At 38.0% G+C, this 26864-nt stretch carries 24 protein-coding genes; 10 read left to right on the top strand and 14 right to left on the bottom strand.

Features of this window, described 5'->3' with window-relative positions:
- Positions 1–10: 10 nt before the first annotated feature.
- Complete coding sequence (locus tag FGD67_RS01180; RefSeq protein WP_257173306.1) at positions 11–151, bottom strand: hypothetical protein; 141 nt, start codon at positions 149–151, stop codon at positions 11–13.
- 327 nt (positions 152–478) lie between these two features.
- On the opposite strand from FGD67_RS01180, the gene FGD67_RS01175 reads away from it, so the two are divergent.
- Positions 479–922 (top strand): hypothetical protein, encoded by a 444-nt coding sequence (locus FGD67_RS01175; protein WP_257173305.1) that lies wholly within the window; start codon positions 479–481, stop codon positions 920–922.
- Between the two features lie 486 nt (positions 923–1408).
- Here FGD67_RS01175 and FGD67_RS01170 read toward each other — a convergent pair whose 3' ends face one another.
- From FGD67_RS01170 to FGD67_RS01145, 6 genes are all read right to left on the bottom strand, one after another.
- On the bottom strand, positions 1409–2623 hold the full coding sequence (locus tag FGD67_RS01170) for a DEAD/DEAH box helicase (RefSeq protein ID WP_257173304.1): 1215 nt from the start codon (positions 2621–2623) through the stop codon (positions 1409–1411).
- 165 nt (positions 2624–2788) lie between these two features.
- Positions 2789–3838, bottom strand: a complete 1050-nt coding sequence (locus FGD67_RS01165; protein ID WP_257173303.1) for an alcohol dehydrogenase family protein — start codon at positions 3836–3838, stop codon at positions 2789–2791.
- On the bottom strand, positions 3831–4355 hold the full coding sequence (locus FGD67_RS01160) for a TetR/AcrR family transcriptional regulator (protein WP_257173302.1): 525 nt from the start codon (positions 4353–4355) through the stop codon (positions 3831–3833). Before FGD67_RS01160 ends, FGD67_RS01165 begins: the two co-directional genes overlap by 8 nt.
- Before the next feature lie 480 nt (positions 4356–4835).
- Positions 4836–5690 carry a multiheme c-type cytochrome gene (locus FGD67_RS01155; protein ID WP_257173301.1) on the bottom strand — a complete coding sequence of 285 codons (855 nt, stop codon included), beginning with the start codon at positions 5688–5690 and terminating at the stop codon, positions 4836–4838.
- Between the two features lie 184 nt (positions 5691–5874).
- Positions 5875–6585, bottom strand: coding sequence for a DnaA regulatory inactivator Hda (hda, locus tag FGD67_RS01150; RefSeq protein WP_257173300.1), 711 nt, complete (start codon positions 6583–6585; stop codon positions 5875–5877).
- Positions 6582–7676, bottom strand: coding sequence for a DUF2066 domain-containing protein (locus FGD67_RS01145; RefSeq protein ID WP_257175194.1), 1095 nt, complete (start codon positions 7674–7676; stop codon positions 6582–6584). Before FGD67_RS01145 ends, hda begins: the two co-directional genes overlap by 4 nt.
- A 163-nt stretch (positions 7677–7839) precedes the next feature.
- Between FGD67_RS01145 and purM the strand changes: the two genes are divergently transcribed.
- Genes purM through FGD67_RS01130 form a run of 3 tightly spaced genes read left to right on the top strand, consistent with a single transcriptional unit; the run spans position 7840 to position 10339 of the window.
- The gene (purM, locus tag FGD67_RS01140) at positions 7840–8886 is read left to right on the top strand and encodes a phosphoribosylformylglycinamidine cyclo-ligase (protein WP_257173299.1); all 1047 of its coding nucleotides are present in this window, start codon (positions 7840–7842) and stop codon (positions 8884–8886) included.
- Between the two features lie 3 nt (positions 8887–8889).
- On the top strand, positions 8890–9537 hold the full coding sequence (purN, locus tag FGD67_RS01135; protein WP_257173298.1) for a phosphoribosylglycinamide formyltransferase: 648 nt from the start codon (positions 8890–8892) through the stop codon (positions 9535–9537).
- Positions 9538–9559: 22 nt separating this feature from the next.
- Positions 9560–10339: a DUF3108 domain-containing protein gene (locus tag FGD67_RS01130; protein ID WP_257173296.1), complete on the top strand. Its 780-nt coding sequence runs from the start codon at positions 9560–9562 to the stop codon at positions 10337–10339.
- A gap of 54 nt (positions 10340–10393) precedes the next feature.
- Here the strand turns inward: FGD67_RS01130 and FGD67_RS01125 are convergent, their stop codons facing one another.
- Positions 10394–11182 (bottom strand): class II glutamine amidotransferase, encoded by a 789-nt coding sequence (locus FGD67_RS01125; RefSeq protein WP_257173295.1) that lies wholly within the window; start codon positions 11180–11182, stop codon positions 10394–10396.
- A 497-nt stretch (positions 11183–11679) separates the two neighbouring features.
- Between FGD67_RS01125 and fadE the strand changes: the two genes are divergently transcribed.
- The 4 genes from fadE to FGD67_RS01105 all read left to right on the top strand — a co-directional run bounded on the left by fadE (position 11680) and on the right by FGD67_RS01105 (position 17886).
- Complete coding sequence (gene fadE / locus FGD67_RS01120; RefSeq protein ID WP_373567819.1) at positions 11680–14097, top strand: acyl-CoA dehydrogenase FadE; 2418 nt, start codon at positions 11680–11682, stop codon at positions 14095–14097.
- A 493-nt stretch (positions 14098–14590) separates the two neighbouring features.
- A complete protein-coding gene (locus FGD67_RS01115) occupies positions 14591–15262 on the top strand; it encodes a TetR/AcrR family transcriptional regulator (protein ID WP_257173294.1) in 672 nt (223 codons plus the stop codon).
- Between the two features lie 81 nt (positions 15263–15343).
- Positions 15344–16711 carry an aldehyde dehydrogenase family protein gene (locus FGD67_RS01110; protein WP_257173293.1) on the top strand — a complete coding sequence of 456 codons (1368 nt, stop codon included), beginning with the start codon at positions 15344–15346 and terminating at the stop codon, positions 16709–16711.
- A gap of 122 nt (positions 16712–16833) precedes the next feature.
- Complete coding sequence (locus tag FGD67_RS01105) at positions 16834–17886, top strand: aldo/keto reductase (RefSeq protein WP_257173292.1); 1053 nt, start codon at positions 16834–16836, stop codon at positions 17884–17886.
- Between the two features lie 194 nt (positions 17887–18080).
- Here the strand turns inward: FGD67_RS01105 and FGD67_RS01100 are convergent, their stop codons facing one another.
- The 3 genes from FGD67_RS01100 to FGD67_RS01090 all read right to left on the bottom strand — a co-directional run bounded on the left by FGD67_RS01100 (position 18081) and on the right by FGD67_RS01090 (position 21544).
- On the bottom strand, positions 18081–19901 hold the full coding sequence (locus tag FGD67_RS01100) for an acyl-CoA dehydrogenase C-terminal domain-containing protein (protein WP_257173291.1): 1821 nt from the start codon (positions 19899–19901) through the stop codon (positions 18081–18083).
- A gap of 334 nt (positions 19902–20235) precedes the next feature.
- Positions 20236–20718, bottom strand: a complete 483-nt coding sequence (locus tag FGD67_RS01095) for a GyrI-like domain-containing protein (RefSeq protein ID WP_257173290.1) — start codon at positions 20716–20718, stop codon at positions 20236–20238.
- Positions 20719–21103: 385 nt separating this feature from the next.
- Positions 21104–21544 carry a hypothetical protein gene (locus FGD67_RS01090; protein ID WP_257173289.1) on the bottom strand — a complete coding sequence of 147 codons (441 nt, stop codon included), beginning with the start codon at positions 21542–21544 and terminating at the stop codon, positions 21104–21106.
- A 180-nt stretch (positions 21545–21724) separates the two neighbouring features.
- Here FGD67_RS01090 and FGD67_RS01085 point away from each other — a divergent pair, with 180 nt between their 5' ends.
- Positions 21725–22444 (top strand): hypothetical protein, encoded by a 720-nt coding sequence (locus FGD67_RS01085; RefSeq protein WP_257173288.1) that lies wholly within the window; start codon positions 21725–21727, stop codon positions 22442–22444.
- A gap of 178 nt (positions 22445–22622) precedes the next feature.
- Here the strand turns inward: FGD67_RS01085 and FGD67_RS01080 are convergent, their stop codons facing one another.
- Both FGD67_RS01080 and FGD67_RS01075 read right to left on the bottom strand, forming a co-directional pair.
- A complete protein-coding gene (locus FGD67_RS01080) occupies positions 22623–22922 on the bottom strand; it encodes a S24/S26 family peptidase (RefSeq protein WP_257173287.1) in 300 nt (99 codons plus the stop codon).
- 173 nt (positions 22923–23095) lie between these two features.
- The gene (locus FGD67_RS01075; protein WP_257173286.1) at positions 23096–23521 is read right to left on the bottom strand and encodes a hypothetical protein; all 426 of its coding nucleotides are present in this window, start codon (positions 23519–23521) and stop codon (positions 23096–23098) included.
- A gap of 277 nt (positions 23522–23798) precedes the next feature.
- Between FGD67_RS01075 and FGD67_RS01070 the strand changes: the two genes are divergently transcribed.
- On the top strand, positions 23799–24530 hold the full coding sequence (locus FGD67_RS01070) for an ABC transporter substrate-binding protein (RefSeq protein WP_257173285.1): 732 nt from the start codon (positions 23799–23801) through the stop codon (positions 24528–24530).
- Positions 24531–24898: 368 nt separating this feature from the next.
- On the opposite strand, the gene FGD67_RS01065 is transcribed toward FGD67_RS01070, so the two are convergent.
- On the bottom strand, positions 24899–26725 hold the full coding sequence (locus FGD67_RS01065) for a DUF885 family protein (RefSeq protein WP_257173284.1): 1827 nt from the start codon (positions 26723–26725) through the stop codon (positions 24899–24901).
- Positions 26726–26864: the final 139 nt, after the last annotated feature.

Below are 26864 nucleotides of genomic sequence, written 5' to 3'. Positions count from 1 at the left end.
TACGGTAAACCTATTTTTTATTAAGCAGAGGAAAGTAAAGCCACTGCTGTGCGTTATCAAGCACAATACCATCGGCACCATCAAGTTGCTTTTGCTCAAAAGCATTTGCACCTAAAAGAGATCTTGCTAACAGTAACGTGTTAATTTTCATCATTTCACCTAAATAATAAATTGATTATCTAATGAAAGCCCAACTTAGCAACTGAGTTTCATCATACTACCAATACTATCAATTACCCCACGTTGCACACCTAGGCTGCGGCTTATCTAACGTATGGAGGCTCATCCCAAGTTACGAAATAAGGAAACTTTCCGCATTTTGTCCAAAATACAATCATGCCTTTATCTGTGAGCAATAAGTGGTAATAGCTGCAAATATTTGTTATTAATATGTAAAATAAATAAAGTAGAAATGTTTTTTCTGTAAAAGAGAAAAAGCTTCCTCTAATAAAATTGTTATAAATACAGGGATGGTTCGATGAAAACTCTCAGCATAATATTACTATTTATTACTTTTCAATCCACTGCAATGGCTGAAAAAGGCGTTGTTGTTAATATACTTCCAGATAAATTAACTTTGTCAATTGACTGCGAAGCTCAGGTAAAACTACAACGATTAAAAACAGAGCCAGAAAAATTTTCAGTAGGCTATTCTTGCAAAAACTCGACAAATGGAAGTTACTATATGGATTTTCGTTTAAATGATATGGATATAGTCGCCGATTTTAATGATGGTTCAGCTAAAGTAGATGTGAGTAAAACCAAGTTTAAATCATATACACTTTATGAATTATTTATTGAAAGAAAGGACGGAGAAAAATTTAAATTTGTTTCCTATTGTACAAAAGATATTTGTCTCGACTTAGTGGGTAACTATGAAAAGGCAGTTAAAGACTCTATCACGTCTCAGTTAAGAGGTTAGTATTTATAACCATGTACAAGCATGAATTTTGCGTCTCTTAGTGGGCTGCTAGCCGTCGAGGTTATATATGTATCAATCAGGTAAAGTTTCGATTGCTGAATGTAGTCAATGTGGTGAGGAAGCCACAGTTATAAAACATGAAACTAAAGAGCAGTTTCTCAGATATGGTAAAATTCAAGTTATAAAATACGACTTACAAGGCGCCCTAAATAACGGATAAAAATGCGTTATCACTTCATTCATTGCCTGTGACTTCGCTTATTTAACATCAATAAATAGCACCATATGCTGTGGTTACTCATTAATGCATTAGCACTGACATCAGTCGAAAAACATCACTTAACACATAGTGTTTGTTTGCAGTACAAGCACGCAAATGTCCATAACTTTAGCCGGTATGCGTACCTTTACCATCAAGAAAGGCACGCCTAACGCAACGTAATATTTATAAACTAAAAACCTTTCGTTGGCTAGTGATGCCGGTTCTTATTTTCTCTTTGCTCTGGCTTTATTGGTTTTTTTAGCCGGCTTCTTTTTCTTGATTTGTATCGGCGCTTTTGAAAACTCTTTATGAAAAGGCTGCTCTGTAACCACAGGAATAACTTGCCCTATGCTATTTTCAATAGTAGTTAATTGCCTGACATCATTTTCTACAGCAAATGAAATAGCCATGCCGTTTTTACCAGCACGAGCAGTACGGCCGATACGGTGTATGTAGTTTCTGGGATCTTCAGGAAGGTTATAGTTAATGACTAAGGTAATATTATCAACATCAATTCCACGCGCAGCTACATCGGTTGCAACTAGTACTCTTAACTTAGCATCTTTGAAATTTTGTAACGCTTCTTCTCTAACGGCTTGAGTTTTACCACTGTGAAGACTAGCGGCAGTTATTGAGGCTTTTTCTAATGCTTTAACAATGATGTCAGCGCCATATTTTGTTTTACAAAAGATGAGCACTTTTTCATAGTCAGAGTTTCCTAGAATATTAAATAGCAAAGGCACTTTATTCGATTTATCAAGCTGATATACACTTTGATTAACCAAGTCGATAGTTACCGTTTCTGCCGTAATTTGAACTTTTTTCGGACTTGTTAATATCGCTTGTGCAAGTATTTCTATTTCAGCGGGCATAGTCGCTGAAAATAAGAGTGTTTGTCGCTTCTTTGGCAGTTTAGATATGATGCTTTGAACATCGTTAAAGAAGCCCATATCAAGCATGGTATCAGCTTCATCTAATACAAAGACTTCTAATGCCTCAAAATTTATATCGTCCGTTGCAATTAAATCTAATAATCTGCCAGGAGTAGCCACTAAAATATCAAGTCCAAGTGCTATTGCGTCAACTTGAGCTTGTCTGCCGACACCACCATAAACCACTTTAGTTTTAAGCCCTAAGCCATCAGAGTAATCATTAATGTTTTGCATTATTTGCGAGGCAAGCTCACGTGTGGGCGTTAGTATCAGCGAACGTGTACTCTTAGCGTTGATATCAATTTTATTACGCCCGAAATTATTGATAATGGGTAATGAAAAAGCTGCAGTTTTTCCGGTGCCTGTTTGCGCGATACCAAGCAGGTCATTGCCATTAATAAGCACTGGGATACATTCTTGTTGGATCGGTGTCGGCTGTGTATAGCCTTTAAGACTAACGCGGTCAATAATTGACGCTAAAAGTGAAAATGCTTTAAATTCTGACATGTTGTCTCGGTAGTCTTTAATCAATAGGCCGCTATTCTAACAGAGTGCTTAAACATATTTAAGACATATTCAAGGTGACTGTTTCTGACCAATACCGACAAAATACTTCACAATAATGTAGTTCACTCATTAAGTATTCTGTTCCCTTGATTTTTGGTTTGAACTTTATTTCACCGTTAGTACAATTTTACCTACATGTTGTTTTTTCTGGAAAACTGCTTGTGCTTTATAGATACCTTCTAAAGGCAAGGTTAGTGCAACAATGGGGATAATTTTTTGTTGTTCAATACAGTTAATTAAATTTTGAAAAACTTCCGGCTCAAGCACAGTACAACCATAAAAGCTTAAATCTTTTAAATACAAAGTTCTCACATCCAATTCAACCAAAGCGCCACCGATGGCACCTGATACCGCGTATCGACCTTGAATTTTTAATACGTCTAACAACAGAGGCCATTGCTTACCCGCAACAAGGTCAATCACTACGTCAACACTATTGCTGCCAAGTGCTGTAACTAAGTTTTCGTCTCTAAAAACAACTTCATCAGCACCTAAATCTATAAGTTGATGTTTTTTTTCTGGGCTAGTCACGGCAATAACATATGCTCCCCTTGCTTTGGCTAGCTGGATAGCTGCAGAGCCAACGCCACCTGACGCACCCGTGATTAATACTTTGTCTTTACTGGTTACTTTAGTCCGAGTCAGCATATTTTCTGCTGTAGAATAGGAACATGGGAAAGTAGCAAGCTCAATATCAGACAGTTCACTTTTTATAGGATAGGCATGAACAGATGAAACGGTGCTGAACTCTGCGAAGCCACCATCACACTCTGAGCCAAAATACCAAGGCGTTTCAAGCTCCTGACCGTTAGCTTCACGTAAACAGGGTTCAACCAATACCCGCTCACCGATACGTTTATTATCAACGCCATTACCAACGGCAACGATAACACCACAAACATCAGCTCCCTGAATACGGGGGAAAATCAAAGCATTACCCGACCAACTCGCGTCTTTACCATTGTTATCACTTTTTGAATACCAAGCTATTCTCGTGTTGATATCAGTATTGTTAACCCCCGCTGCTGCAACACGTATCAGCACTTCGTTATGTTTTGGTCTTGGCACGGTAATATCATCACGATACTGAAGCACTTCAGAGCCACCATGGCCTGTAAGTTGAACGCCTTTCATCGTTTCGGGAATTTTAAACATAACTTTGTGAACTCCATAATTGTTTGATAATTTTTTGTGCCGAGATTACCGATGCTTTTCCCATAGTGGGCCAGACACTGGATACACTTTCATGAAGCAAAAAAAGCTCGGTAGACAGATCGTCTCTTTGACACAGTTCTGCTAATAGATCATGAACTTCATCTTTATGGCGCTGAACAGCTTGTTTTATAGCCATATCTTCAGGGAAAGCAGTAATGGCGTTGAGCGACAAACACCCATTAGGTGCAAATTCAACCATCCATTGTTCAAGTTTTTCAAAAATATGTAGCACACTTTCAATACCTGTTGAATGTGATTCACTTAACAAAAATGTCATATACCTTTTATGGCGGTATTCCAAAGCGGAGATAATCATCGCTTCCTTGGATGGATAATGTTTGTAAAGTGTTCTTAAGCTTACGTTACAGGCAGTCTTTAATTGCGCGACACTCGGTTGCGCAAATCCAAGTTTGCTAAAAGCACTTTCTAAGTCTGCTGCAATTTTTTCTTTCAGCATGTTATCAACTCAAGGTAGAGTATTCATTCTACCTCCATAGTAAAATAAACGTTCTACCCTGTCAAAAAATAGTTCTGATTACGGCGAATACAATGGAAATGAAATTAATAACTTTTTATGCAACATTCTTAACAATTCATAACAATGATAAGTAATTGTATTTTCATTTTTCAGTGGCTGATAAGTGCTGATGTTAACGTTCGCTCATATGAAAATAAAAAAATATCGTTATAAACATTTCCAATGCCGCTTTTTGGCCATCGTGAAAAAGAAGTTTCTAATAATAAAAACCTTGGATGAAATTTAAGGTTTAGAGATGATAAATCACAGACAGGTTTGAGCTTATAATTTCTGCCGGTCAAATTTAGTTATGTGTATTAGTTATGCTTTGATATCTAACAACGTCAATTCAAGTTTGCTTTACTAACACTAACCTCAGACTGAACAACTTAAATTCATGCTTTATTTTAGCCGCTCACATCAGTGTTTTAATAGCTCAAGCAAACTTTTATCTTTTGCCAATAAACCTTTAACGCCAGCGGCTAATCGGTGCGTACCATGGCAAGTAGCACAAGCGGCTACCGCTAATGAACCAAGATCTTTTGCTTGCTGTTTAGCCTGACCGGTTTTCAAATTTTGCTCAAGACTGAGCATAGTTTGCTGCATCTGTTCACTTGGGTAGGCTTGCTTATCTTGTTTATGACAAGTACTACAGACTTTCCCAAGCTTATTCATGCCCTTTTTAAGCTCGATCAAAGAAGATAGCGCTAGATCTAACTGGCCGTCTTCTGAGGCAATTTTGATCTGATTAACCTGCTTGCTCAATACTCGCATATGCTTGTCAAACGGCAGTGATGGCGCAACGTCTATTGCAGAAAAGTCTGCGCTTCGGTAGGTCAGTGCGGTGATCGCTTGATAATCAACATGACAGGCATCACAATTTTTTTGCAAACTTTCTACTGCCGCTAATACCGCAGGATAATCATGACTTGCTGCCCTGCTTTGTATATTTTCAATCGTTACTGAATCGAGTTTTTTATTCCAATTAGGCACCATTTCACCAATGGCTTGATAATGTTCATTTAACTTTAAACCCCACTCTACAAGGCGTTCATTATCTTTTTGTTCGGCATAAAACGCTACAGCCTGCATTTCACGCCTAAGTTTAAACATGTTATGTAACCAAACATGACGCTTATTTTCTGGTTTATACCATTGGGCTAGCGCTTTTGGCGGCAATTTAACAACCGTTGCTTTATCCGTGTGCTTATAGACAACACCTGCCACCAGTAAAATAAGTATGGCTTGTAAAACAATAAAGTGAATCCATTTCATAATAAATGTTACTCCGGAGCAAGCTATAGCTATGTCGATAGAAAATTATATTTGAGCGATATGATAGTACATTGAGTAAATAACGATTTGATCACGCACAAGAAGTGGTAACTTTGCTAGTAATAGCTGATAGCGGTATTAATCTGGCGATGCAAAGTTACTTTTAGAATAGTTGCTAAGTTTTTTAAAACAAAATATCTTTTATAAACGGAATAGTAATACGACGTTGCTCTCTAATTGAAGCCTGATCAAGCTGCTCTAATGCGGCTAATAAGCTAGTCATATCACGAGATAAACGATTAATAAGAAAGCTTGCCACATCATCGCTGATATATAAGCCACGTTGTTGAGCACGATACTGTAGGGCAAATGACTTTTCTTTATCAGTTAACGGTTTTAATTGTTCAGTTAAGCCCCAACCTAGTCGTGATACTAAATCGGGTAAGCTAATATTTAACTGCCCTACGCTTTGATCACCGGTAATAATCAAACATTTATTTTGCTCAACCATACGGTTATATAAATCAAAAACGCCCTGTTGCCATTTTTTGTTACCGGCAATCAACTGAATATCGTCAAGACAAACTAAATCAATGTTTTCTAGGCCATCAAGCACGTCAACAGACAACTGTGTTAACTCAGAAAATGATAAACATAACGATGTTATGCCTAACTTGTCGGCATAAACACAGCTCGCATGAAGCAAATGGCTCTTACCAACTCCAGTTAAACCAAATAAATACAAACTGTGCATTTGCTTATTTGCATCACAAATACGGTCTAAAAAATGGGTAACTTGCTGCACAACCATTTGGTTACTTTCACTTTGAAAACTGGCAAAAGTTTCATCATCAGGTAGCTGTACAGATAGGGTTAATTGCGAAATTTTCGTCACTTTTTACCCCAATAAAATACCGGTACTTGGTCTATACCTTCACGTTCAGCTAAAGGATCAATATAATGGTTTAACTGTGCACTCAACTTTAATGAAGCGAACAGCGCTTGCTGTGAACCAATCAGTGATAATTTAAAACGACGATTGGTGCCTTTTACACTGACCAATTGTACTGATTGTACGGCAGAAAGTTCACTGAGAAATTCCGATACCGCGATTAACTCAACTAACGAAGAAATGTTAGCTACATCAATTTCAAATTCATTATTATTGCTTGTCGATAAAGCATATTGTTGATAAATAATATCGGTAATATCAGATAAAGCAGTAATCAATAGCTCATTGACGTCGTCACCTAAGTATTGCTCACTAAATACTTGTGCATGTTCACTCTGAGCATCAGTCATTAAACTCCAATCAACAGCTAAATTATGCTTTTGACACAATGGGCATTCAACCGTGGCATCTTCAGCGGTAAGTAAGCTTGAGTTTGACACTCTGATGACCACAACGGCTTCAGCCATATAGCGTGCTGAAGCTTGTGCTACCGGCTGTGAAAAGCGTCCCCATAAATCCGATATCGTCAAGGCCGTTAGATCGGTTAGGTCCATTATTGGCATGACTAACGGTAAACCACGTAATTGAGAAAAGTCATTAATGGTATTCGGTAATAATGATTCTGAAGTTGAAGAAATTATTCTCCGTTCAAAACCATCTTCTTCAATCAACCAGACCATAACTTGGGGTCTTAATCTTCCCCAAATGGCTAAGTCACTTTCTTTAAATAAACGATTGATCTTGGCTTCGTCAAAAGAGACATTCAATAATGTTGTATTCTCATGACGAATATATTGATATTGAGTGACATATTTATTGTAGTTTTTTATCGCCTGAGTAATAACAGGATGTTCGATTTCTTTGCCACCAATCTTAACCAAAACTGCGCGCAAGGCATTTTTAAGCGCTTTATTGCGATCACCTACCGATTGTGAGGCAACAGCAACTTTCGCGCTGTACAAATTTTCGACCTCAATCGCGCTAACCTTCAGCGGTAGTACAAAAAATAACAATATCAGACAATTTCTGAACATAGAGTATATTAACAAGTGTTTCATAATAAAGATCTTATCATAATGTTGCTAATTTTTATTACATATAAAAATAATTTATTTTAAAGATTTTCAGCGCGCCTTTGCGCTGGTAGAATATGCGCCTTTATCGTACAAGCAAACTAACTACTAATTGAGGTTTCCCGTGAGCGAAGAAAAACAGTCTTTAAGTTATAAAGATGCTGGCGTTGATATAGATGCAGGTAATGCCCTAGTTGAAAATATTAAAGGTGCGGTAAAACGTACTACACGCCCAGAAGTTATGGGAGGGCTAGGTGGTTTTGGCTCTATCTGTCAACTTCCTACTGGTTACAAAGAACCAGTACTGGTTGCGGGAACCGACGGTGTCGGTACTAAATTGCGTTTAGCCATCGATTTACAAAAACACGATACCGTTGGTATCGATTTAGTTGCTATGTGCGTAAATGACTTAATTGTACAAGGTGCTGAGCCTTTATTTTTCCTCGATTACTACGCAACAGATAAACTCGATGTTGACGTTGCTTCAGCTGTTGTTTCAGGTATTGCTGATGGTTGTGTGCTATCAGGTTGTGCTTTAGTGGGTGGCGAAACCGCTGAAATGCCAGGTATGTATCACAAAGGTGATTACGATATCGCTGGTTTTTGTGTTGGTGTTGCTGAAAAATCTCGAGTTATCGACGGAACGAAAGTTGCTGCCGGTGACCAACTTATTGCGTTAGCGTCTTCAGGTGCTCATTCAAACGGCTTCTCTTTAATTCGTAAAGTATTAGAAGTTAACAATACCGATACTAACGAATTACTCAATGGTAAATCTATCGGTGACCATTTAATCGAACCAACTAAAATTTATGTTAAGTCGGTATTAGAGCTGCTTAAGCAAGTTGATGTTCATGCCTTATCTCACATTACCGGTGGTGGCTTCTGGGAAAACATTCCTCGCGTATTACCAGAAAGTGCTCAAGCAATTGTTGATGGTAATAGCTGGCAGTGGCCAGAAATATTTAACTGGCTACAAGAAAAAGGCAACATTACAACACATGAAATGTACCGCACCTTTAACTGTGGTGTTGGTATGATCATCGTTGTGCCTGCCGATGCTGTAGCGCAAAGCATTGAAATTTTAACCACTCACGGTGAAAATGCTTGGCATATTGGTGAAATTGCCGATCTACAAGCTGGCCAAGAACAAGTTATTATCAACAAAGGTTAATCATTGATGCGAAGCCGAATTGTAGTACTCATTTCTGGCGGCGGCACAAACTTACAGGCAATTATTGACGCCTGTAAACAAGAAAACTATGGTGGCGATGTCGTCGCCGTAGTTTCTAATAAAGCTGACGTTTATGGATTAACCCGAGCACAAGACGCAGATATTGCCACCGCTGTGCTCTCACATAAAGATTTCGATAGTCGTGAAGATTACGATAGTGCGCTCATTACTGAGATTAATCACTATCAGCCTGATCTTATTGTACTGGCTGGATTCATGCGTATATTAACGCCAAAATTTGTCCAAACTTATCAAGGTCGCTTAATCAATATACATCCTTCTCTTCTACCTAAATATCAAGGTTTACATACCCATCAGCGAGCAATTGACGCTGGTGATACTGAGCATGGTGTTAGTGTTCATTTTGTTACTGAGGAACTTGACGGCGGTCCTGTGGTCCTACAAGCTAAAGTGCCTGTATTCCCTGAAGACACTGCTGACGACCTTGCACAACGCGTACACCAACAAGAGCATAGAATTTATCCACTGGTGGTAAATTGGTGTTGTAGCAAACGTGTCACCATGGCAGGAGAAAATGCATTATTTGATGGTGTGATTTTACCGGCTTCAGGATATGCTAGCGAAGAATAACTTTATTTTTAGAGAATTTATTATGTTGAAATCATTACCTTATACCGCTTTGTTATTAGCTAGCTTAACATTGTTCAGTCCCTTGTCTTTTGCCCAGACGACAGATAAAGCAAGCAAGGTAATGATTCCTCCATTTAATGCTAAATATACTATTTTACATAAATCTAAAGCGGTTGGTGACGCAACACGAAAGCTAAGCTATTTAGACAATGGCTTAGCGCAATATAGCTACCACACAAATATTGAATGGTTAATATTTTCAGATATTCGTGATGAAACCTCAATTGTTAAACTTGAGGGTAATAAAGTTACACCAACCAGCTATGAATACAAACGCGAAGGCACTGGCTCTGATAAGTTTTATAAATGGAGTTATGACACAGCTAACAATACCGCTACGGATGAAAAGAAACAGAAAACTAAAAGCATCGACTTTCCTGATAATATTCAAGACTCACTGAGCTACCATCTACAGCATCGTCTAAATATGATCAGCGAACCAGAGCAAAAACAATTTGTTTATCCTGTTATCAAATCATCAGGCTCGATAAAAAATTACGTTTATCAATATGATGGTGAAGAAGAAATCATGCTACCTTACGGTTTGGTAAAAACCATCAGGCTTAAACGTGAAGTTATTGAAAAAAAACGTGTGACTTACGCATGGTTTGCGCCAGAATTAGATTACCTATTGGTTAAACTTCATCAAATTAAAGGCGGTGTTGAGCAATTTGAAGCACAATTAAACTCTGTAACAGCGATAAAATCGACAGCAGTAGTAGTAAACAAAAAAGCTTTATAGTGCTTATTTTCACATTCATTATGCTGAAATCAACTTTAACTGATGAATAAAATTTCACGACTTTTTTGTATATTGGCAAATTAGCTGCCCTTTACTAAATAATAAACCGTCACCTGCTTGCATTTTTTGCCATGTTTCATCATCTGTTAATGGTTGTGTGGCAATAACAGTAACTATGTCATTTTCAGTGGTTTCCTGATCAAAATTAATCACCATCTCTGCATCAATTAAACTGGCTTTACCAAATGGTGCCCGTCGCGTCAGCCAATGTAAATTATTAGCACAGTAAACCAATAAAAAATCACCATCGGTTAGCAGTAAATTAAACACACCCAGTTTATTGATTTGCTGACATAGCCCAATGACATAGTGAAATAAATCTTCTGGTGTAGGTACATCCTTACCAAAATGTTGCAGTAGTTGATCGAGTATCCAGCAAAAAGCATGCTCACTATCGGTTTCCCCAATCGGCATATGGTATGTTATTGCTAGCTTAGTTTTAAAATCAGCGAGTTGGCCATTGTGCGCATAGGTCCAATTTTTCCCCCACATAGGGCGAATAAAAGGATGGGTGTTAACTAACGAGACTTCTCCGGAGTTTGCTTGGCGGATATGACAGACTACAGTTTCACTTTTAATCGGATAATCAGTCACCAGCTGAGCAATAGGCGAATGAGCACTCGGTAGCGGGTCTTTAAAGCTACGGCAACCTTTACCCTCATAAAACGTAATACCCCAACCATCTTTATGTGGCCCGGTATTACCACCGCGCTGCATTAAACCGCTAAAGCTAAAACAGATATCTGTTGGTACATTGGCACTCATCGCCATTAATTCACACATAAAAATAAAACCATATTAAACAAAAAACCAAAGACAAAAAACCAAAGACAAAAAACTAAAGACAAAAAACAATTTTTGCGATATAAATCAAACATTAACAACCATAGTGCTGACTTTTAATAGCAGCTCAGATAATGCTACTGACTTTACTCGTAAACAGACTCTCCATTGGTATGGTTAGTATTAACTAAACTCGCGAAAATTTACAGACACTTTTTCAACAAACCTGCCATGATGATATTAGCCTATTAGCAGTCAAATTTACCTATTCATAGTACTTTGTTATGGTCATCAATTCACATAGTTTCTATACTGAATAATTACAGCCGTTAAATGAACGAACAAACATCCCCAAACAGAAACAAATTTCGTTACCATAAGAAGCTATACTGACAATAAATAATTTGAAATTATTGACAAGACAAATTAAGCTTCAATAATTATCTGGTCTGACCTCCAGTAATTTTAACTTTACATATCAACATTAAGGAAAATATGTGGACTATTTAACTTGGATACTTATTGCTATCGCATTATGTGGGTTTATGGCGTATTCGCGCGCATCACTCTCAACATTTACCATAGCATTTACCTTACTTATGATCGTGGGAACTTTTTTCAACATCATATCTTTCTTCAGTTGGCTTATTTTTGCTATTATTGCCATACCATTAAATATTGCCGATATTCGAAAACAATACATATCTAACCCTTTGCTTACCATGTTCAGAGGCATAATGCCTGAAATGTCAAAAACCGAACAAGAAGCGATTGACGCAGGTACAACATGGTTTGAAGCCGAGCTATTTCGTGGCACACCCGATTGGAAAAAACTCCATAACTACCCTAAACCAAGACTAAGTGCTGAAGAACAAGCCTTTTTAGATGGGCCGGTAGAAGAAGTTTGTCGCATGACTGATGACTGGCAAACCACGCATGAACTCGCTGATTTATCACCAGAAGTATGGCAATATCTAAAAGATAATAAGTTTTTTGCCATGATAATTAAAAAACAATATGGCGGTCTTGAATTTTGTGCCTACGCTCAATCTTGCGTGCTACAAAAACTTTCTAGTGTCAGTACCGTTTTGTCATCTACTGTCGGTGTACCTAACTCACTCGGCCCAGGCGAGTTGTTACAACATTACGGTACCAAAGAACAACAAGATTATTACTTACCCCGTCTTGTGAAAGGTGATGAGATCCCTTGTTTTGCCTTAACAAGTCCAGAGGCTGGTTCAGATGCTGGTGCAATTCCCGATTACGGTGTCGTTTGTCATGGTGAATTTAACGGTGAAGAAGTATTGGGTATGCGCTTAACCTGGAATAAGCGTTATATTACTTTAGCACCGGTGGCTACTGTCTTAGGCTTAGCCTTTAAGTTGCAAGACCCTGACCATTTACTTGGTGAGGAAGAAGACTTAGGTATCACATGTGCATTAATACCAACAGATATTGACGGTGTTATTACTGGTCGTCGCCATTTTCCATTAAACGTACCTTTCCAAAATGGCCCGACTCAAGGTGATGATGTTTTTGTACCTTTAAGTTTTATTATTGGTGGCCCTGAAATGGCCGGACAAGGCTGGCGTATGCTAGTTGAATGTTTATCGGTTGGCCGTGCAATTACCCTACCTTCAAACAGCACCGGCGGCATAAAATCGCTAGCGCTAGCCACTGGTGCTTATAGCCGTATTCGTCGCCAATTTAAAATCTCTATTGGGAAGATGGAAGGTGTTGAAGAAGCATTAGCAAGAATAGGTGGCAATGCCTATTTGATGGATGCCGTTACCACCATGTCAACCGGTGCAATTGATATGGGCGAAAAGCCCAGTGTTATTTCTGCTATCGCTAAATACCATCTCACTGAAAAAATGCGTTCATGCGTTGCAGATGCTATGGACATACATGGTGGTAAAGGTATTTGTATGGGCCCAGGTAACTATCTTGCTCGCGCTTATCAAGGTGCCCCTGTTGCGATTACGGTTGAAGGTGCAAATATACTCACGCGCAGCATGATTATTTATGGCCAAGGTGCTATACGTTGTCACCCTTATGTACTTGCTGAATTATCTGCAGCAAATAACCAAGATCAACAACGAGCACTAAATGATTTTGACCATGCCTTATTTGGCCATATTGGTTTTGCTATTAGTAACATTTGCCGTAGTGTTTGGTTTTCTTTTACCGGCAGTTATGCGCTAGGTGCACCTTACAACGACAAAACCAGACGTTATTATCAATTAATGACTCGCTTTAGCTCTAACCTAGCCATGCTTTCAGACATTGCTATGTTGACCTTAGGTGGAGATTTGAAGCGTAAAGAGCGTATTTCAGCACGACTTGGTGATATTTTAAGTTATTTATATTTAGCATCAGCAACGCTTAAACGTTACAACGACGAAGGTCGCCAAAGTGCTGACTTGCCATTGGTGCAATGGGCTGTAGAAGATAGCTTATACAATATCCAGCAAGCGATCAGTGAACTCATTAACAATTTCCCTAATAGAATTGTTGCCGGTGTATTAAAGCTTATTATATTGCCTTTAGGCTGTTGGTTGAAAAAACCATCAGACGAAACTGATCATAAAGTGGCGGCACTATTACAATATCATAATGAAACCCGTTCACGTTTAGGACAGGGGCAATATTTAACACGTGAGCCTGAAAATGTCTTAGGACAATTAGAGCAAACGCTTGAAGATATCATTGCTTGTGAGCCAATTTTTGATAAAATTTGTCGAGAGTTGGGCCAACGTCTGCCTTTCTATCAACTGGATCTTGTTGCTAAAAAAGGCTTAGAAGCCAATATTATTAGTGAAGAAGAAGCTGCGCTACTGACAGCAACAGAAATTGCTCGTAAAGCCGTCATTGATGTTGATGATTTTGAATCAGATTACCTAAAAGCAGGCTAACCCGACAACTGCCCTCACTAGTTATAAAGCTCATTACGGTGAATTACTGTAATGGGCTTTTTTGCATTTAAGAAAGTAATGCCGACAAATAGATATTTCTAGCTAAAGCCGTAGGCTAATTATACCAATTTTACTAAGTTTCTCTCCACTCAATGAAATTTAAAAGGCTTAGCGGCACAGGTTCACAGTTCCAGACTGAACCTCAGTACCTACATCCATGCAGGCAAGGCATTGATTGAAGATAATGGTTATTCTCGACAACTGCTCCTGCGTTGTTCTAATGACTCACATCCCTGTGAGCACCTTATCGAAATCAATAACGCGGCCTGTAAGGCTTTAAAATCACCCTTCGGGAGTTGGGTATTGCTGATGTTGAAGGAAATTTTTCAGCATTGTTTCTAAATTGTGACTAAGCAGCTATATTTACCCTACCGTCATGAATATCTACTTATGAATAATAGATAGCGTAACCATTTACGAGTAAGAAAAATCAATGTCAGCTAATAGTGAGCAAGCTCCCGTTAAACGACGTAGTAAGGGTGAAAAAACAAAAAAATTGATCTTAGCGTCAGCAATTGACATGCTGGCTAAATTAGGTATCAAAGGTACTACCCATCGAGCTATTGCCGCTCATGCTAATATTCAACTATCTCTGACAACCTACTACTTCAAAGATATTCAACACTTGATACAAGAAGCTTTCGAATTAAATTCACAGAATGCAACGGCAGATATACCACAATTATGGCGACCTATTTTAGCGCTGTTAGCACAACACAATAAAGTCGAATTACGACGAGTTAAAGTGCGTCTTGAATTACAACAACAACTTACGAATTTATTGTTAGAGCTAATCAACTTAAATATCAAGAATCATCGTGATCAGCTTATCGTAGAGCAACAGTTGTTAAATGAAATTCAGTTTTCACCAGCATTGCGCTTACTCGCTGAGCAGCACAATGCAGCTCAACTCAAACCCTGTATGCAAGTATGTCAATATTTCAACAAAGACCTTGTTAAAGTCAATGCACAAATATTACTCACATTGCTCAAACAAGCACAATATCATCAATTACTCGCTAACCAATCCATATTGCAGCTCGGTGATATTCGTACTTTATTACAGCAAACCTTAGCGATTGTACTTGCCATAAAACCACAATAGCAAATCCACTAAAGCTTTGTACTCCTAGAGTAAATCAGTTAAATTAAATCATTCGACCATAGAATTTAATCAGGAATACTTGTGGATTTTAGCGAACAACTGGCGCAGCATCAGCAATTTTTTGCCTCAAACAAAACCCGTGATTTAAACTGGCGTAAGCAACAGCTACAACAAATTAAGCGCTTAGTGACAGAGAATGAACAAGCATTTTTAGATGCCCTTCAAGCTGATTTAGGTAAACCGGCACAGGAGGCATGGATAACCGAAGTATCCTATGTCACCGGTGATGTTGATCATGTTTGTAAACGACTCAATCGTTGGGCAAAAAAACGTTCAGTGGCAACCCCAATTGTTGCCCAGCCAGGACGTTCTTACATTCAACCTGAGCCGCAAGGTAGTATCTTGATTATTGGTGCTTGGAACTATCCAATGCAACTGATACTGGCACCGTTGGTAGCCGTAATAGCAGCCGGTAATTGTGCGATGGTGAAACCGTCCGAACTTGCGCCAGCAACATCACAACTTTTAGCCAAACTCATTCCACAATATTTAGATAAGCAAGCATTTTCCGTTGTCGAAGGTGCTGTCGAAGCAACAACAGCATTACTTGCCTTGCCGTTTGATCATATTATGTATACGGGTAATGGTCAGGTCGGGCGTATTGTTATGGCCGCAGCAGCAAAACATCTTACCCCAGTAACATTAGAGTTAGGCGGTAAAAGTCCTGTTTATGTTGACGAAAGTGCCGATCTCAATATTACCGCGCAAAGAATTGCTTGGGGAAAATGGATGAATGCAGGACAAACTTGTATTGCACCAGATTACATCATTACTTCAAAAAACATGATTGCACCATTAGTAACGGCGCTGAAAAGCCAAATAACAAAAATGTTTGGTAAAAATCCCCAAGCAAGCAAAAGCTATGGCCGTATCGTGAATGAACGCCATGCTAAACGCATTAGCGACTATTTATCAGATCTTATCATCGAAGTGGGCGGCGAATTTGACATTGAACAGCGTTACATTGCGCCAACCATAGTGGTTAATCCTCCACTTGATAGCGCCTTAATGACCGATGAAATATTTGGCGCTATTCTGCCTATTATTGCTATTGAAGACTTTGACAGCGCTAAAGCTTTTGTGAAAGCACGTGACAAACCGCTTTCGGCTTATATTTTTAGTAAAAATAAAACGCAGTGCCAAAGCTGGGTAAATGAAATAAGTTCAGGTAGCCAATGTATTAATGATGTCATTATGTTTAATGCCGTTCCTGAGTTACCTTTTGGTGGTGTCGGTCCCAGTGGTATGGGGCAATATAGTGGTCAAGCCGGTTTTGATAATTTTAGTCACTTAAAATCAGTATTAGTTCGACCATTTATCAAGGATTTACCTGTTAGGTTTGCACCATACAGTAAGTTAAAGTTTAAGTTTCTTCGTTGGATCCGCTGAGCGAGATTCAATAATAACAATGGTTTGTTGAAAGTGTATTTTTATCAACTCAATAGGCCTTGGTTATTAACTCCTTGCTATTAATTTTTTACTCTTAAATATTAGAAATTGAGAACCGTGTGATGAAATATGTAAAATTAGGTAGCAGCTCATTAGAGGTGTCGGCTATTTGTTTGGGCAGTATGACTTGGGGTTTACAAAATAACCAGTCCGATGCTGATGCCCAGCTCGATTATGCTCAACAACAAGGTATTAACTTTATTGATACCGCCGAAATGTATGCTGTGCCACCGACGAAAGAGACCTATGGAGCAACAGAGGCCATTATTGGTAATTGGCTCAACGCCAAACCCTCTCGTCGCGAAGATATTGTTTTAGCCTCTAAAATTGCAGGACCTGGATTTTCTTATATTCGCGATGGTAGCAAAATTTCAGGCGCCAATGTTATTACTGCGGTTGAAACCTCGTTAAAGCGTTTACAAACTGATTATATCGATCTTTATCAGTTACATTGGCCTAATCGTCAGTCTCCACATTTTGGTGAACATTGGCCAAATAAAATTAACTATAGCCAAGTCGATGCCGAGCAACAAAATGAAGAAATGCTTGATATCCTTCAAGGCTTAGAGCATTGCGTTAAAGCGGGAAAAATTCGTTATTGTGGTTTGTCAGATGATACCCCTTGGGGCATTAATCAGTACTTGCGTCTCAGTGCTGAACATAACTTACCGCGTATGGTTTCAATACAAAATGAATTTAGCTTATTACATACCAAAGATTGGCCGTATCTTATAGAGAATTGTATTCACGAAGATATCGCTTACTTGCCATGGTCACCTTTAGCAACAGGTTTATTGACGGGTAAATATCTAAATGGACAACGTCCAGAAGGTAGTCGTTTTACCCTGATGCAACGTAATGGGCTGTTTCGAGATACCCAACATACCAACGCAGCAGTTCATGCATATGTAGCGTTAGCCAAAAAACATAATATCTCGCCAGCACATCTAGCGTTAGCTTGGTGCGATCAAGTCGACGGAGTCACGTCTACCATTATTGGCGCAACCAACATGCAACAGCTCAAGCAAAATATTGCTGCTTTTAAACAGCCCTTAACAGCTGAAGTGCTTGAAGATATTAATCAAACCTTAAAACAGCACCCATGCCCTTTTTAAAAACTAATACCAATTCTACTAAGCGCTGAGAGAGAAGAAACTTAGTAAAATTGCTATAAAAATATTGCTTGGCTAGCTAGCAACATGGCTTTACTTATCTTGCGAATAAACAAAAAGGCCATACTTGAAAAAGTATGGCCTGATAATACATCTTAAATGCTATTTAGTACTATGATACTATTTAAGCCACTGATTTATAAGAAAGATAATAACTCTTCATCTAATTGCATTAAGGTTTTAGGATCTGCCATCATAGTCACAGCTAATGATTTAGTACGCGGTAATAAACGTTCAAAATAAAACTCTGCTGTTTTGATTTTTGCGCGATAGAAATCTCTATTCTCAACATCAGTGGCTAGCTTTTCGTAAGCGGCCTGTGCCATTTGTGCCCAAAAATAAGCCATAACGATATAACCTGAATACATCAAAAAGTCGACTGACGCTGAACCAACAACATCACGATCTTTTTTAGCTTTAAGTCCTAAACGAATGGTGTATTGTTGCCATTTCGCTACTGTGGTACTTAATGGCCAAATAAACTTATTCATCTGACGCTTATGCGGGTTGCTCGATATCATGCTTTGATCTTTACAGAAAATGAGCACCTCTTTGGCAAAAGCATTTAATGATTTACCACGGGTCATTAAAATTTTACGACCTAATAAATCAAGTGCTTGAATGCCAGTAGTTCCTTCATATAATGTTGAAATACGGGTATCACGAACAATTTGCTCCATGCCCCATTCTTTAATGAAACCATGACCACCAAATATTTGTAAACCATGGTTAGCACTTTCAGAGCCTAACTCAGTTAAAAAGGCTTTTAAGATTGGGGTAATAAAGCCTAAACGGTTATCCGCTTTTTTACGCTCTTTATCTGTTTTTGCATTTTCAATTTCATCAACTAATTTTGCTGTATAGTAAATCATGGCTCGGCCACCTTCACTAATCGCTTTTTGCGTCATCAGCATTTTCCGAACATCAGGATGACAAATAATAGGGTCAGCCACTTTATCAGGATGTTTAGTGCCTGATAATGAACGCATAGATAAGCGCTCTTTCGCATAAATCAATGAGTTTTGATAAGCTAATTCAGCAGCACAAACCCCCTGTAAAGCCGTACCAACACGTGCGGTATTCATAAAGGTGAACATACATTCTAAACCTTTATTTTCAGGACCAATCAACACACCTTTAGCATTATCAAAATTAAGTACCGCAGTAACAGAAGCCTTGATACCCATTTTATGTTCGATAGAGCCACAAGATACATTATTGAACTCGCCAATAGTGCCTTGCTCATCAGTTTGCATTTTTGGCACGATAAACAATGAAATACCTTTAGTGCCTGCTGGTGCACCCGGCAATCTTGCTAATACAATATGTATAATATTGTCGGTTAAGTCGTGCTCACCAGCCGAGATGAAAATTTTCGTACCGGTAAGATTATATGTACCATCACCATTTGGCTCAGCTTTAGTTTTTACTTGCCCTAAATCTGTACCACATTGTGGTTCAGTTAAACACATAGTACCGGTCCACGAACCTTCAATAAGGCGTGTTAGGTAAAGCTCTTTTTGTTCATCCGTACCGTGAGTATGAATAGTATTCATTGCACCATGACTTAAACCTGGGTACATCGCCCAAGACCAGTTAGCTGTGCCCATCATTTCAGACATCACCATACCCAATGACGCAGGTAAACCTTGACCACCATGCTTAACCGCATGTGGTAAGCTCGGCCAACCACCTTCAACAAATTTTTGATAAGCTTCTTTAAAGCCTTTAGGTGTGGTCACAACACCATTATCAAAGGTACAACCTTCTTCATCACCGCTTTGGTTTAATGGTAGTAGTTCATTTTCACTAAATTTTGCACATTCTTCCATAATGGCGTCAACCAAATCTGGTGTCGCTTCTTCAAATTCAGGATGCTTTTGGTAGTGCTCATAATAATTAAATACATCTTCAAACAAAAATTTGATGTCTGCTATCGGTGCTTTATAACTTAGCATGGTTAACTCCTAACACTTTTAATAATAATTTTTTTGCATTGCTGCATAAGTGCTAACGAGTATACACAGATATACACACTGGTCCAACCACTATTTTTAATCTTAATGCAATTAACGACAAAAGAAAGACATTCAACTTTAGAAACAATCACTTGGAATGCATTAGATATAACTAAACAACGCTACAACACTACTTTTTATATTAATATATTGATAAAAATACCGCTAATATTAATATAAACAAGAAAAAATCATTTTGCCATAAAGCTTAAATAATGCCTTTTAAGTGATTAACTTTGATTCTATTAGCACCATAGCCTTGTGCTTTAGAAAACTATTTTATCGGTAAATAAATATCCGTTATCGTCTCTGCTTCACTCACATCAGGATATAAGCTCACCCGTTCTAAAAATAATGGAAAATCTCTCAGCGCTTTACCTGAGCCCTGTAACCAGCGAGTATATAAATACTGAATGGCCGGCGCTAAGCTATCATCACTGCCTTGATGTCGTATCTTCACACATTGCCCTGCCGGTATAACATGATGAATAACACCTTGTTGATTTTCTGTCACCTCGGTATATATTTCACATGCAATATCAAAGCGATAGCTATCTGGCGCAGTAGTAATAGGGTCATCGTAAATAAGATTAAACGTTTTACTTTTATTGGCTGGTAAGCCGTTTGCTTTGCGCCAAAGAATGAACTGGGCAATGCTATTACCTAGCAAACTCGGTGAAGCCCTATGTTGCAAAACAGCTATTGACGTTTCCGGGAAGCTTACTAGCGTCACTTGAAAGTTCTCATCTTTTGGCATTATTTTGTTCCTTATCGTCAATACACTTTGATAATGTTCGTGCCATGGTGCCCAATTAGGCGCTTGCCTAAACTTCATCGGGCTTTGCAGAAAAACACGTTTAAATGCTCACGAAAAGGCTGCCGCACTGTCATAACCGGCCATTAGCGCTATACGCTGGTCACCTCCTCGTCTTGATGATGCTCAAGGTGTTGTAAAATAATCTTAAACTTAGCTAAATATTTTTCCACTAATCTAGTTCCATACCGTTCTTTGAAAACAATTTTATCTAAGCAGAACAATGATTACTTGATATATATTGCTAATCTTCAATCAGCCAATCTTGGTAACATTGCATAAACAGTTGCCAAAAATGCTCAGCACCTGAGATGTCACTCAATTCTTGCTATAATTTTGCTAAAACAACTTTATCAACAATACTATTGTGATCTGGAACAAATTGCGCCTGCATTTGTGTGCCATAATTTGATAACAGTTGCAGGCATAAAATGTACGCCTCAAGGCTTTGCGCTACTAAGCTTTGCTCCCAACCTTCATCACCTAAAAACCCAGTGTAAACAGGAAGTTCATCCTGCAAAGTATCGACAAAATACGGATCACCTAACTCGGTATCACGGGCAAAAACCTGCCATGAGCTTTGCCACCTGCCCTTACTTTCGGCTGTTGATTCATTCACTACCAATTGATCTGATGCATTAGTACCAAAACCTAACTGTGCTGCCACTAATTCATCTAGCGATGTTATGTGTTTAAAACCTTGAGGACCAAAAAAAACCTCAGCATTATCTAAAGTATCTAACATACTTACGAGTTTCTGTGCTGTCATAGCTACCTGATTAATATATAAAAAGAAACGATACACAAATTTACTTATTCTAAAATCAACCAGTATAGTTGCGCAATTAAAGTCATATTATCTCACAGCCAGGGACATTATAAAAAACTGTATATTTGGTTTGGATCTTGCTTAAAGGTAATATCTCCGTCAATTTTTTGAAATAATCATATGATTAACAACATAAATTCTTACAATTCGCTAGTCAATACGTCATCAACAAGCACCAGTACATCTGAAATTGATAGCATAATAGCGCAACATAAAGAAAGCACGGCAGAGCAAACAGCAACGGTTGCTACCGATCAAAGTAGTTTATATTTATCAAGCCGAGCCCAAAAAATAAATGCGCTGAGTAAAGAGTTCTTTAGTGGTGACACTTTAAAATTTGACGACGTAGAATCACTAAAAGAACGTGTTTATCAACTAGGGTTAATTTCAAAAGACGAATATGGCAAGCTGACTAATACTTCATCAGATATTGATACAAGCTCTCTTAGCAATGAAAATTCGAGCTTAGGCCTAACTCAGTATATGGGCGATTTGATCACCCGTTTACAGTCAGATGATAATAACGAGACATCAGATGCTGAGTCCGAAGCACAAAGAAGCGAAACATTATCCATATTAATAAAAGCGCTAGAGTCGGCAAAAGAAGTAATATCCAATGTAGAAGAGGCAAAGCGTGAAACCGACTTTAAAGCAAGTTTACAAGCAACCTTAGCGACGCTTAAAGATACCATTGAAGATCCCGCTTTTGAAAAAATTCCTTTAGACGATAAAGTTGGCTTAACTAAGGTTTATCAAACATTAGAGATAGTTGACCAACTTTCCCCTCAACGACTCAACAATGACAGGCTTAACAAGTACATTGATTTATCATTTAGTTAACCTCAATATTGAATAGCAGTAAAAATTGATAAACCGCTACAATGCGCCGGTATGGTTTCAATGAAAAACTATCATGGCTCGTGATAAATCTACAGTCATAAGTAAGACGACTTACATTTCATTTAAGCAACGAAAGTGCTTAACATCATAGCTCTAATATTTTAGCCCCTAGTATATTTCACTCATTATTTTTAAAAACACTTAACACGCGACCAATCACTTGCGCTTTATCTATTGGGCCAATTTGCTCGACTGATATACTTCGAGCATCTTCCCCTTTTAACCAAATAAAGCCATGATGATCAACCAAAGCAACCGTTTTCACGATTAAGCCATAAGTGCGGTGCTGAATTAATATTTTCTTCCCTTCACCTAAAAAAAAACCAACAAACCAACGACTAGCAAAAATATAACTTTCATTGGGAATATTCGGCGACATACTATCACCTTGCACCTTAAAGAATGTAAAACCTAACATTTTGCCATCTCCTTACTATCCTTAGACTTAACAGTTCACTTTTTCAGCGTTTAAGTGTCAAAAGAATAGGCGAACGCACAACTAAAATTGTAAAAATCATCGAACTTTTTAATAAATTTATATGCCATTGGCTTATGCCTTATCAGGTTTTGATAAAAAGAGTTAAGATACTGTTAATGTAAAGTTTGTACTTCAAACTCTGCGGTTTTTTGCAAATGCTCAAGCTGTGCTAAACAATGTTCACAGCTGGGATGTTTTTGGGTAAAAAACATAATAGCCTGCAAAGTGGTTTTTAAAGCAGTAAAGGCCAACGTTCTTAATGAGTCACTTGCACTTTCATCTTGGCTGGTACGATGAACTTCTTGATAGGCTTGTAATAAATACCCGATAGCTCTTTCATGATCCCCCTGTGTTTCAAATAATGTTCCTAAGTTATGGCAAGCACAAACCCATGCCATTAATAAAGACTCGTGCTTTTCACCACAGTCCCATCGCCCTGCTAATTGGCTATAAGCCGATTTATAGTAAAGTTCAGCTTTGACCCACTGCTGTTTATCAAAGTAAGTATTACCCTTTGTCAGTAAATTTTGCCAATTCATCGATAAATTCCTACTGTAAGGTTAAGTTAACTTTAAATTAAAGTAAATGATAATCATTACCATTAACATAATCAAGATAAATTTTTCGATATAAAATAATGTTAAATACTGAACTCCGTGTAATATTTTGTAATTTATGAAGCCACTATAATAAAAAAAATGTCAATAAATCATAATCGTGACTATAATTTTCAGGAGATGAATAGTTAATGGAATAACTTTGAAAAGATTTAAGCTAAACCAGCAGATTGTCTACCTTATGTTTTTAGTATTAATCATGACTAATACCTTATCTTATGCCAACAATAAAACACTTTATGCCAGTGTACCTGCCTTTCCTCCTTTTAATGGTTTTGTTGAAAGTAAACATTGTGCTGGTGTAAATATGCTAGCAATTCAAGCAGTAATAGAAGGGTTGCCAGTAAATATTGAATTTTCTTCCTATCCATACGCAAGAATTCTGCATTCATTGAAAACCGGTGAATTAGATTTAGCACTCATTTTAAAAAATAGCGGGCTTAAAAAAAATGTTGTCTATATTGGTCCACTTTCTTACATAAAAATTGTCTTGGTCACTCCTAGTAATATCACTATTGAGCGCTACGAAGACCTTCATCAACTCAAAAATATTGCGGTGATAAGAAACACACAATTTAATAAAATATTTGATCAAGACAAAAAATTGAAAAAAATCAAAGTCGATAACTATAAACAAGCCGTTAGCTTGCTAAAAATGAATCGTATTGATGGTATCATTGGTTCAAAGATAGGCCTTGAATACAGCTTACGCCTACAAGGTATGGATAGCAGCTTAGTCACTAATACTTTCGATTTAGACCGTCATGAATTAGGTTTACACTTAGCAAAAAAGTCACCTTTTATCACCTTGCAACCTTTATTGACAGCAGCTGTAGAAAGACTTTATCAAGAAGACTTTCTTTATCAGATTTATCAATATCAGATTAACCATTGCTTGCCTTCAAAAGGCAAGTCACACTCGGGTAACTAATCTAATACCAATTTTACTAAGTTTCTTCCCACTCAGTGAAATTTAAAAGCTTTAGCGGCACAGGTTCATCGTTCCAGACTGAAGCTAAGTACCTACATCCATGCAGGTAAGGCATTGGTTGAAGATAAGGGTTACTCTCGACAACTGCTCCTGCGTTGTTCTAATGACTCACATCCCTGTGAGAACCTTATCGAAATCAATAACACGGCCTGTAAAGCTTTTAAAATCAGCCTTCGGGAGCTTCCTTAATAAACTTGGTATAAGCTCCAGATTGTAAAAATAACGGTAAACCTTGTTGACAATATTGGGCTATCATTCAGCGATAAAAAAAGACCGCAAAGCGGCCTTTTATTTAGCAAAGTGAGAGATTAATTAGCTAATGTATCGGCAATATAGCGATCAACAAAGCGCTCTAAGATATCTAACGGTACAGCACCATTTTTTAGCACTACATCATGAAAATCACGTAAATCAAATTTATTACCTAAAGCGGTTTTAGCTTTTTCTCTCAACGCTAAAATTTTCATCATCCCCACTTTATAGGATGTTGCTTGCCCCGGCATCACAATATAACGCTCAATCTCAGAAATAACATCAGATTGCGCCATGCCCGTATTGCTTTTCATGTAATCAATAGCTTGTTGTCGAGGCCATTTTTTATAATGAATGCCGGTATCAACAACCAATCGTACCGCTCGAAATAATTCAGCTTGTAAGCGGCCAATATTATCAAAGGAATCATCTTGAAAGCCCATTTCCCATGCTAAGTACTCACTATAAAGTGCCCAACCCTCAACATAAGCGGTAAATGGTGAAAACATTCTAAATAGCGGTAATCCTTCTAGCTCCATCGCCACCGCAATTTGAAAGTGATGTCCAGGAATGCCCTCATGATAAGCCAGTGTTCTCATGGAATATTTTGGTGTTGCTTTAATATCATACAAGTTTGCAAAGAAACGTCCCGGACGGCTGCCATCGATCGCTGGCTGTTGATAATAAGCACCCGGGGCTGTTTTCTCTTTAAACTCAGGAATACGGGTGACTTCCATACCTGCTTTAGGACGAATTCTAAAAACGGCATCCAAGCCGGTGTCTATTTCATCAAGAATAACTTGATAATCTTTCAATATTTGCGCTCGTCCTTCATCACTATCCGGATAATAAAAGCTATCTTGTGCCGCCAAAGATTCAATCGCTGCAGAAAAGCCTTGTGAAGTGTCATAACCTTGCTCAACTAAGATAGTCAATATTTCATTTTGAATACGCTCAACTTCTTTTAAACCAACATCATGAATATATTGCGGCGTATAATTTGTTGTGGTGAAAAACTGTAATGCACTGGCATACGCCTTATCACCATCAGGTAAACGCCAAAAGCCATCATCGTTTGTTGCCTTTGCCTGCAAATTACTAAAGTAGGTAATTAGCGACTGATATGCTGGGTGTACGAATGTCTTGATGTTATTTTTTGCTTTCGCTAATAACTGCTGTTGTTCATCAGCTGAAATATTTTCACTATCTGACATTTTCTTTGCCAATGAACTATAGAGAATATTTTCTTCGATAGGCTTATCAACAAAGTTATTCATCTCTTCTAACACGCGTTCAATAACAAACGCTGGAGGAATAATGCCTTTTTCTTCTCTAAGCCTTATGCCTTCTAGTTCTTGGTTAAATTTATGTTTAACTTTTTCTAAACGAGATAAGTAGTTTTCAGCATCTGCAACACTATTGACTTGATGTTGAGCTTCCATAAAGCTTGGATAGCCGTTTTGAATACCAAACAATTGATTTACCGGGTAGTTATGATAACGAAATTGCTCGGAATCTTTGGCAAAATCTAGCAAATATAAGGCAATTTTTTTTGAAAGACGGTCAGCCTCAGTTAAATTTTCATCGTCATAGGCATTTAGCGTTTTGTGTACGGTCTTCAGTTTGACATACATCTCATCAGCTTTTGCCAAACTTGCATCATCTAACTCTGCATTATGCCCGGTGATACCTATAGATTCTAGGAAGCCTAGCGAGGTTAAAGTTTCAGGACTTTCAAAGGCCATTTTTAAAACTTCACGATCAACAAATGAGCGAAACCTGATAGGTTTATCAGCATTCCACTCATAAGCAGCAAAACTGCCAGCAAGTACGGTAATGATTAGTAGTAAAAACCCTAGCCATTTAAATATTTTTTTTATCATAATTTCCTCAAATTAAACTAGTGATTTAGTTTTGAAATTAGATGCTTATTATCAGCATGTTATTATTATACTTTTGACGTTAACAAACTAATAACAACAAGTAAAAGAAAATGGAAAAATAGTGATGTTGGTTCGCAGC

This window comes from Colwellia sp. M166 (assembly GCF_024585285.1).
Lineage (GTDB): Bacteria > Pseudomonadota > Gammaproteobacteria > Enterobacterales > Alteromonadaceae > Cognaticolwellia.
The sequence above is the reverse complement of the archived record's forward strand: the minus strand, read 5'-3'. Positions and strand labels throughout refer to the sequence as shown.

What these genes read in the sequence shown, in the direction of transcription:
- FGD67_RS01180 (WP_257173306.1), bottom strand. Translation starts at nt 151, where the DNA reads ATGAAAATTAACACGTTACTGTTAGCAAGATCTCTTTTAGGTGCAAAT.
- FGD67_RS01175 (WP_257173305.1), top strand. Translation starts at nt 479, where the DNA reads ATGAAAACTCTCAGCATAATATTACTATTTATTACTTTTCAATCCACT.
- FGD67_RS01170 (WP_257173304.1), bottom strand. Translation starts at nt 2,623, where the DNA reads ATGTCAGAATTTAAAGCATTTTCACTTTTAGCGTCAATTATTGACCGC.
- FGD67_RS01165 (WP_257173303.1), bottom strand. Translation starts at nt 3,838, where the DNA reads ATGTTTAAAATTCCCGAAACGATGAAAGGCGTTCAACTTACAGGCCAT.
- FGD67_RS01160 (WP_257173302.1), bottom strand. Translation starts at nt 4,355, where the DNA reads ATGCTGAAAGAAAAAATTGCAGCAGACTTAGAAAGTGCTTTTAGCAAA.
- FGD67_RS01155 (WP_257173301.1), bottom strand. Translation starts at nt 5,690, where the DNA reads ATGAAATGGATTCACTTTATTGTTTTACAAGCCATACTTATTTTACTG.
- FGD67_RS01145 (WP_257175194.1), bottom strand. Translation starts at nt 7,676, where the DNA reads ATGTTCAGAAATTGTCTGATATTGTTATTTTTTGTACTACCGCTGAAG.
- FGD67_RS01130 (WP_257173296.1), top strand. Translation starts at nt 9,560, where the DNA reads ATGTTGAAATCATTACCTTATACCGCTTTGTTATTAGCTAGCTTAACA.
- FGD67_RS01125 (WP_257173295.1), bottom strand. Translation starts at nt 11,182, where the DNA reads ATGTGTGAATTAATGGCGATGAGTGCCAATGTACCAACAGATATCTGT.
- FGD67_RS01115 (WP_257173294.1), top strand. Translation starts at nt 14,591, where the DNA reads ATGTCAGCTAATAGTGAGCAAGCTCCCGTTAAACGACGTAGTAAGGGT.
- FGD67_RS01105 (WP_257173292.1), top strand. Translation starts at nt 16,834, where the DNA reads ATGAAATATGTAAAATTAGGTAGCAGCTCATTAGAGGTGTCGGCTATT.
- FGD67_RS01100 (WP_257173291.1), bottom strand. Translation starts at nt 19,901, where the DNA reads ATGCTAAGTTATAAAGCACCGATAGCAGACATCAAATTTTTGTTTGAA.
- FGD67_RS01095 (WP_257173290.1), bottom strand. Translation starts at nt 20,718, where the DNA reads ATGCCAAAAGATGAGAACTTTCAAGTGACGCTAGTAAGCTTCCCGGAA.
- FGD67_RS01090 (WP_257173289.1), bottom strand. Translation starts at nt 21,544, where the DNA reads ATGACAGCACAGAAACTCGTAAGTATGTTAGATACTTTAGATAATGCT.
- FGD67_RS01085 (WP_257173288.1), top strand. Translation starts at nt 21,725, where the DNA reads ATGATTAACAACATAAATTCTTACAATTCGCTAGTCAATACGTCATCA.
- FGD67_RS01080 (WP_257173287.1), bottom strand. Translation starts at nt 22,922, where the DNA reads ATGTTAGGTTTTACATTCTTTAAGGTGCAAGGTGATAGTATGTCGCCG.
- FGD67_RS01075 (WP_257173286.1), bottom strand. Translation starts at nt 23,521, where the DNA reads ATGAATTGGCAAAATTTACTGACAAAGGGTAATACTTACTTTGATAAA.
- FGD67_RS01070 (WP_257173285.1), top strand. Translation starts at nt 23,799, where the DNA reads ATGACTAATACCTTATCTTATGCCAACAATAAAACACTTTATGCCAGT.
- FGD67_RS01065 (WP_257173284.1), bottom strand. Translation starts at nt 26,725, where the DNA reads ATGATAAAAAAAATATTTAAATGGCTAGGGTTTTTACTACTAATCATT.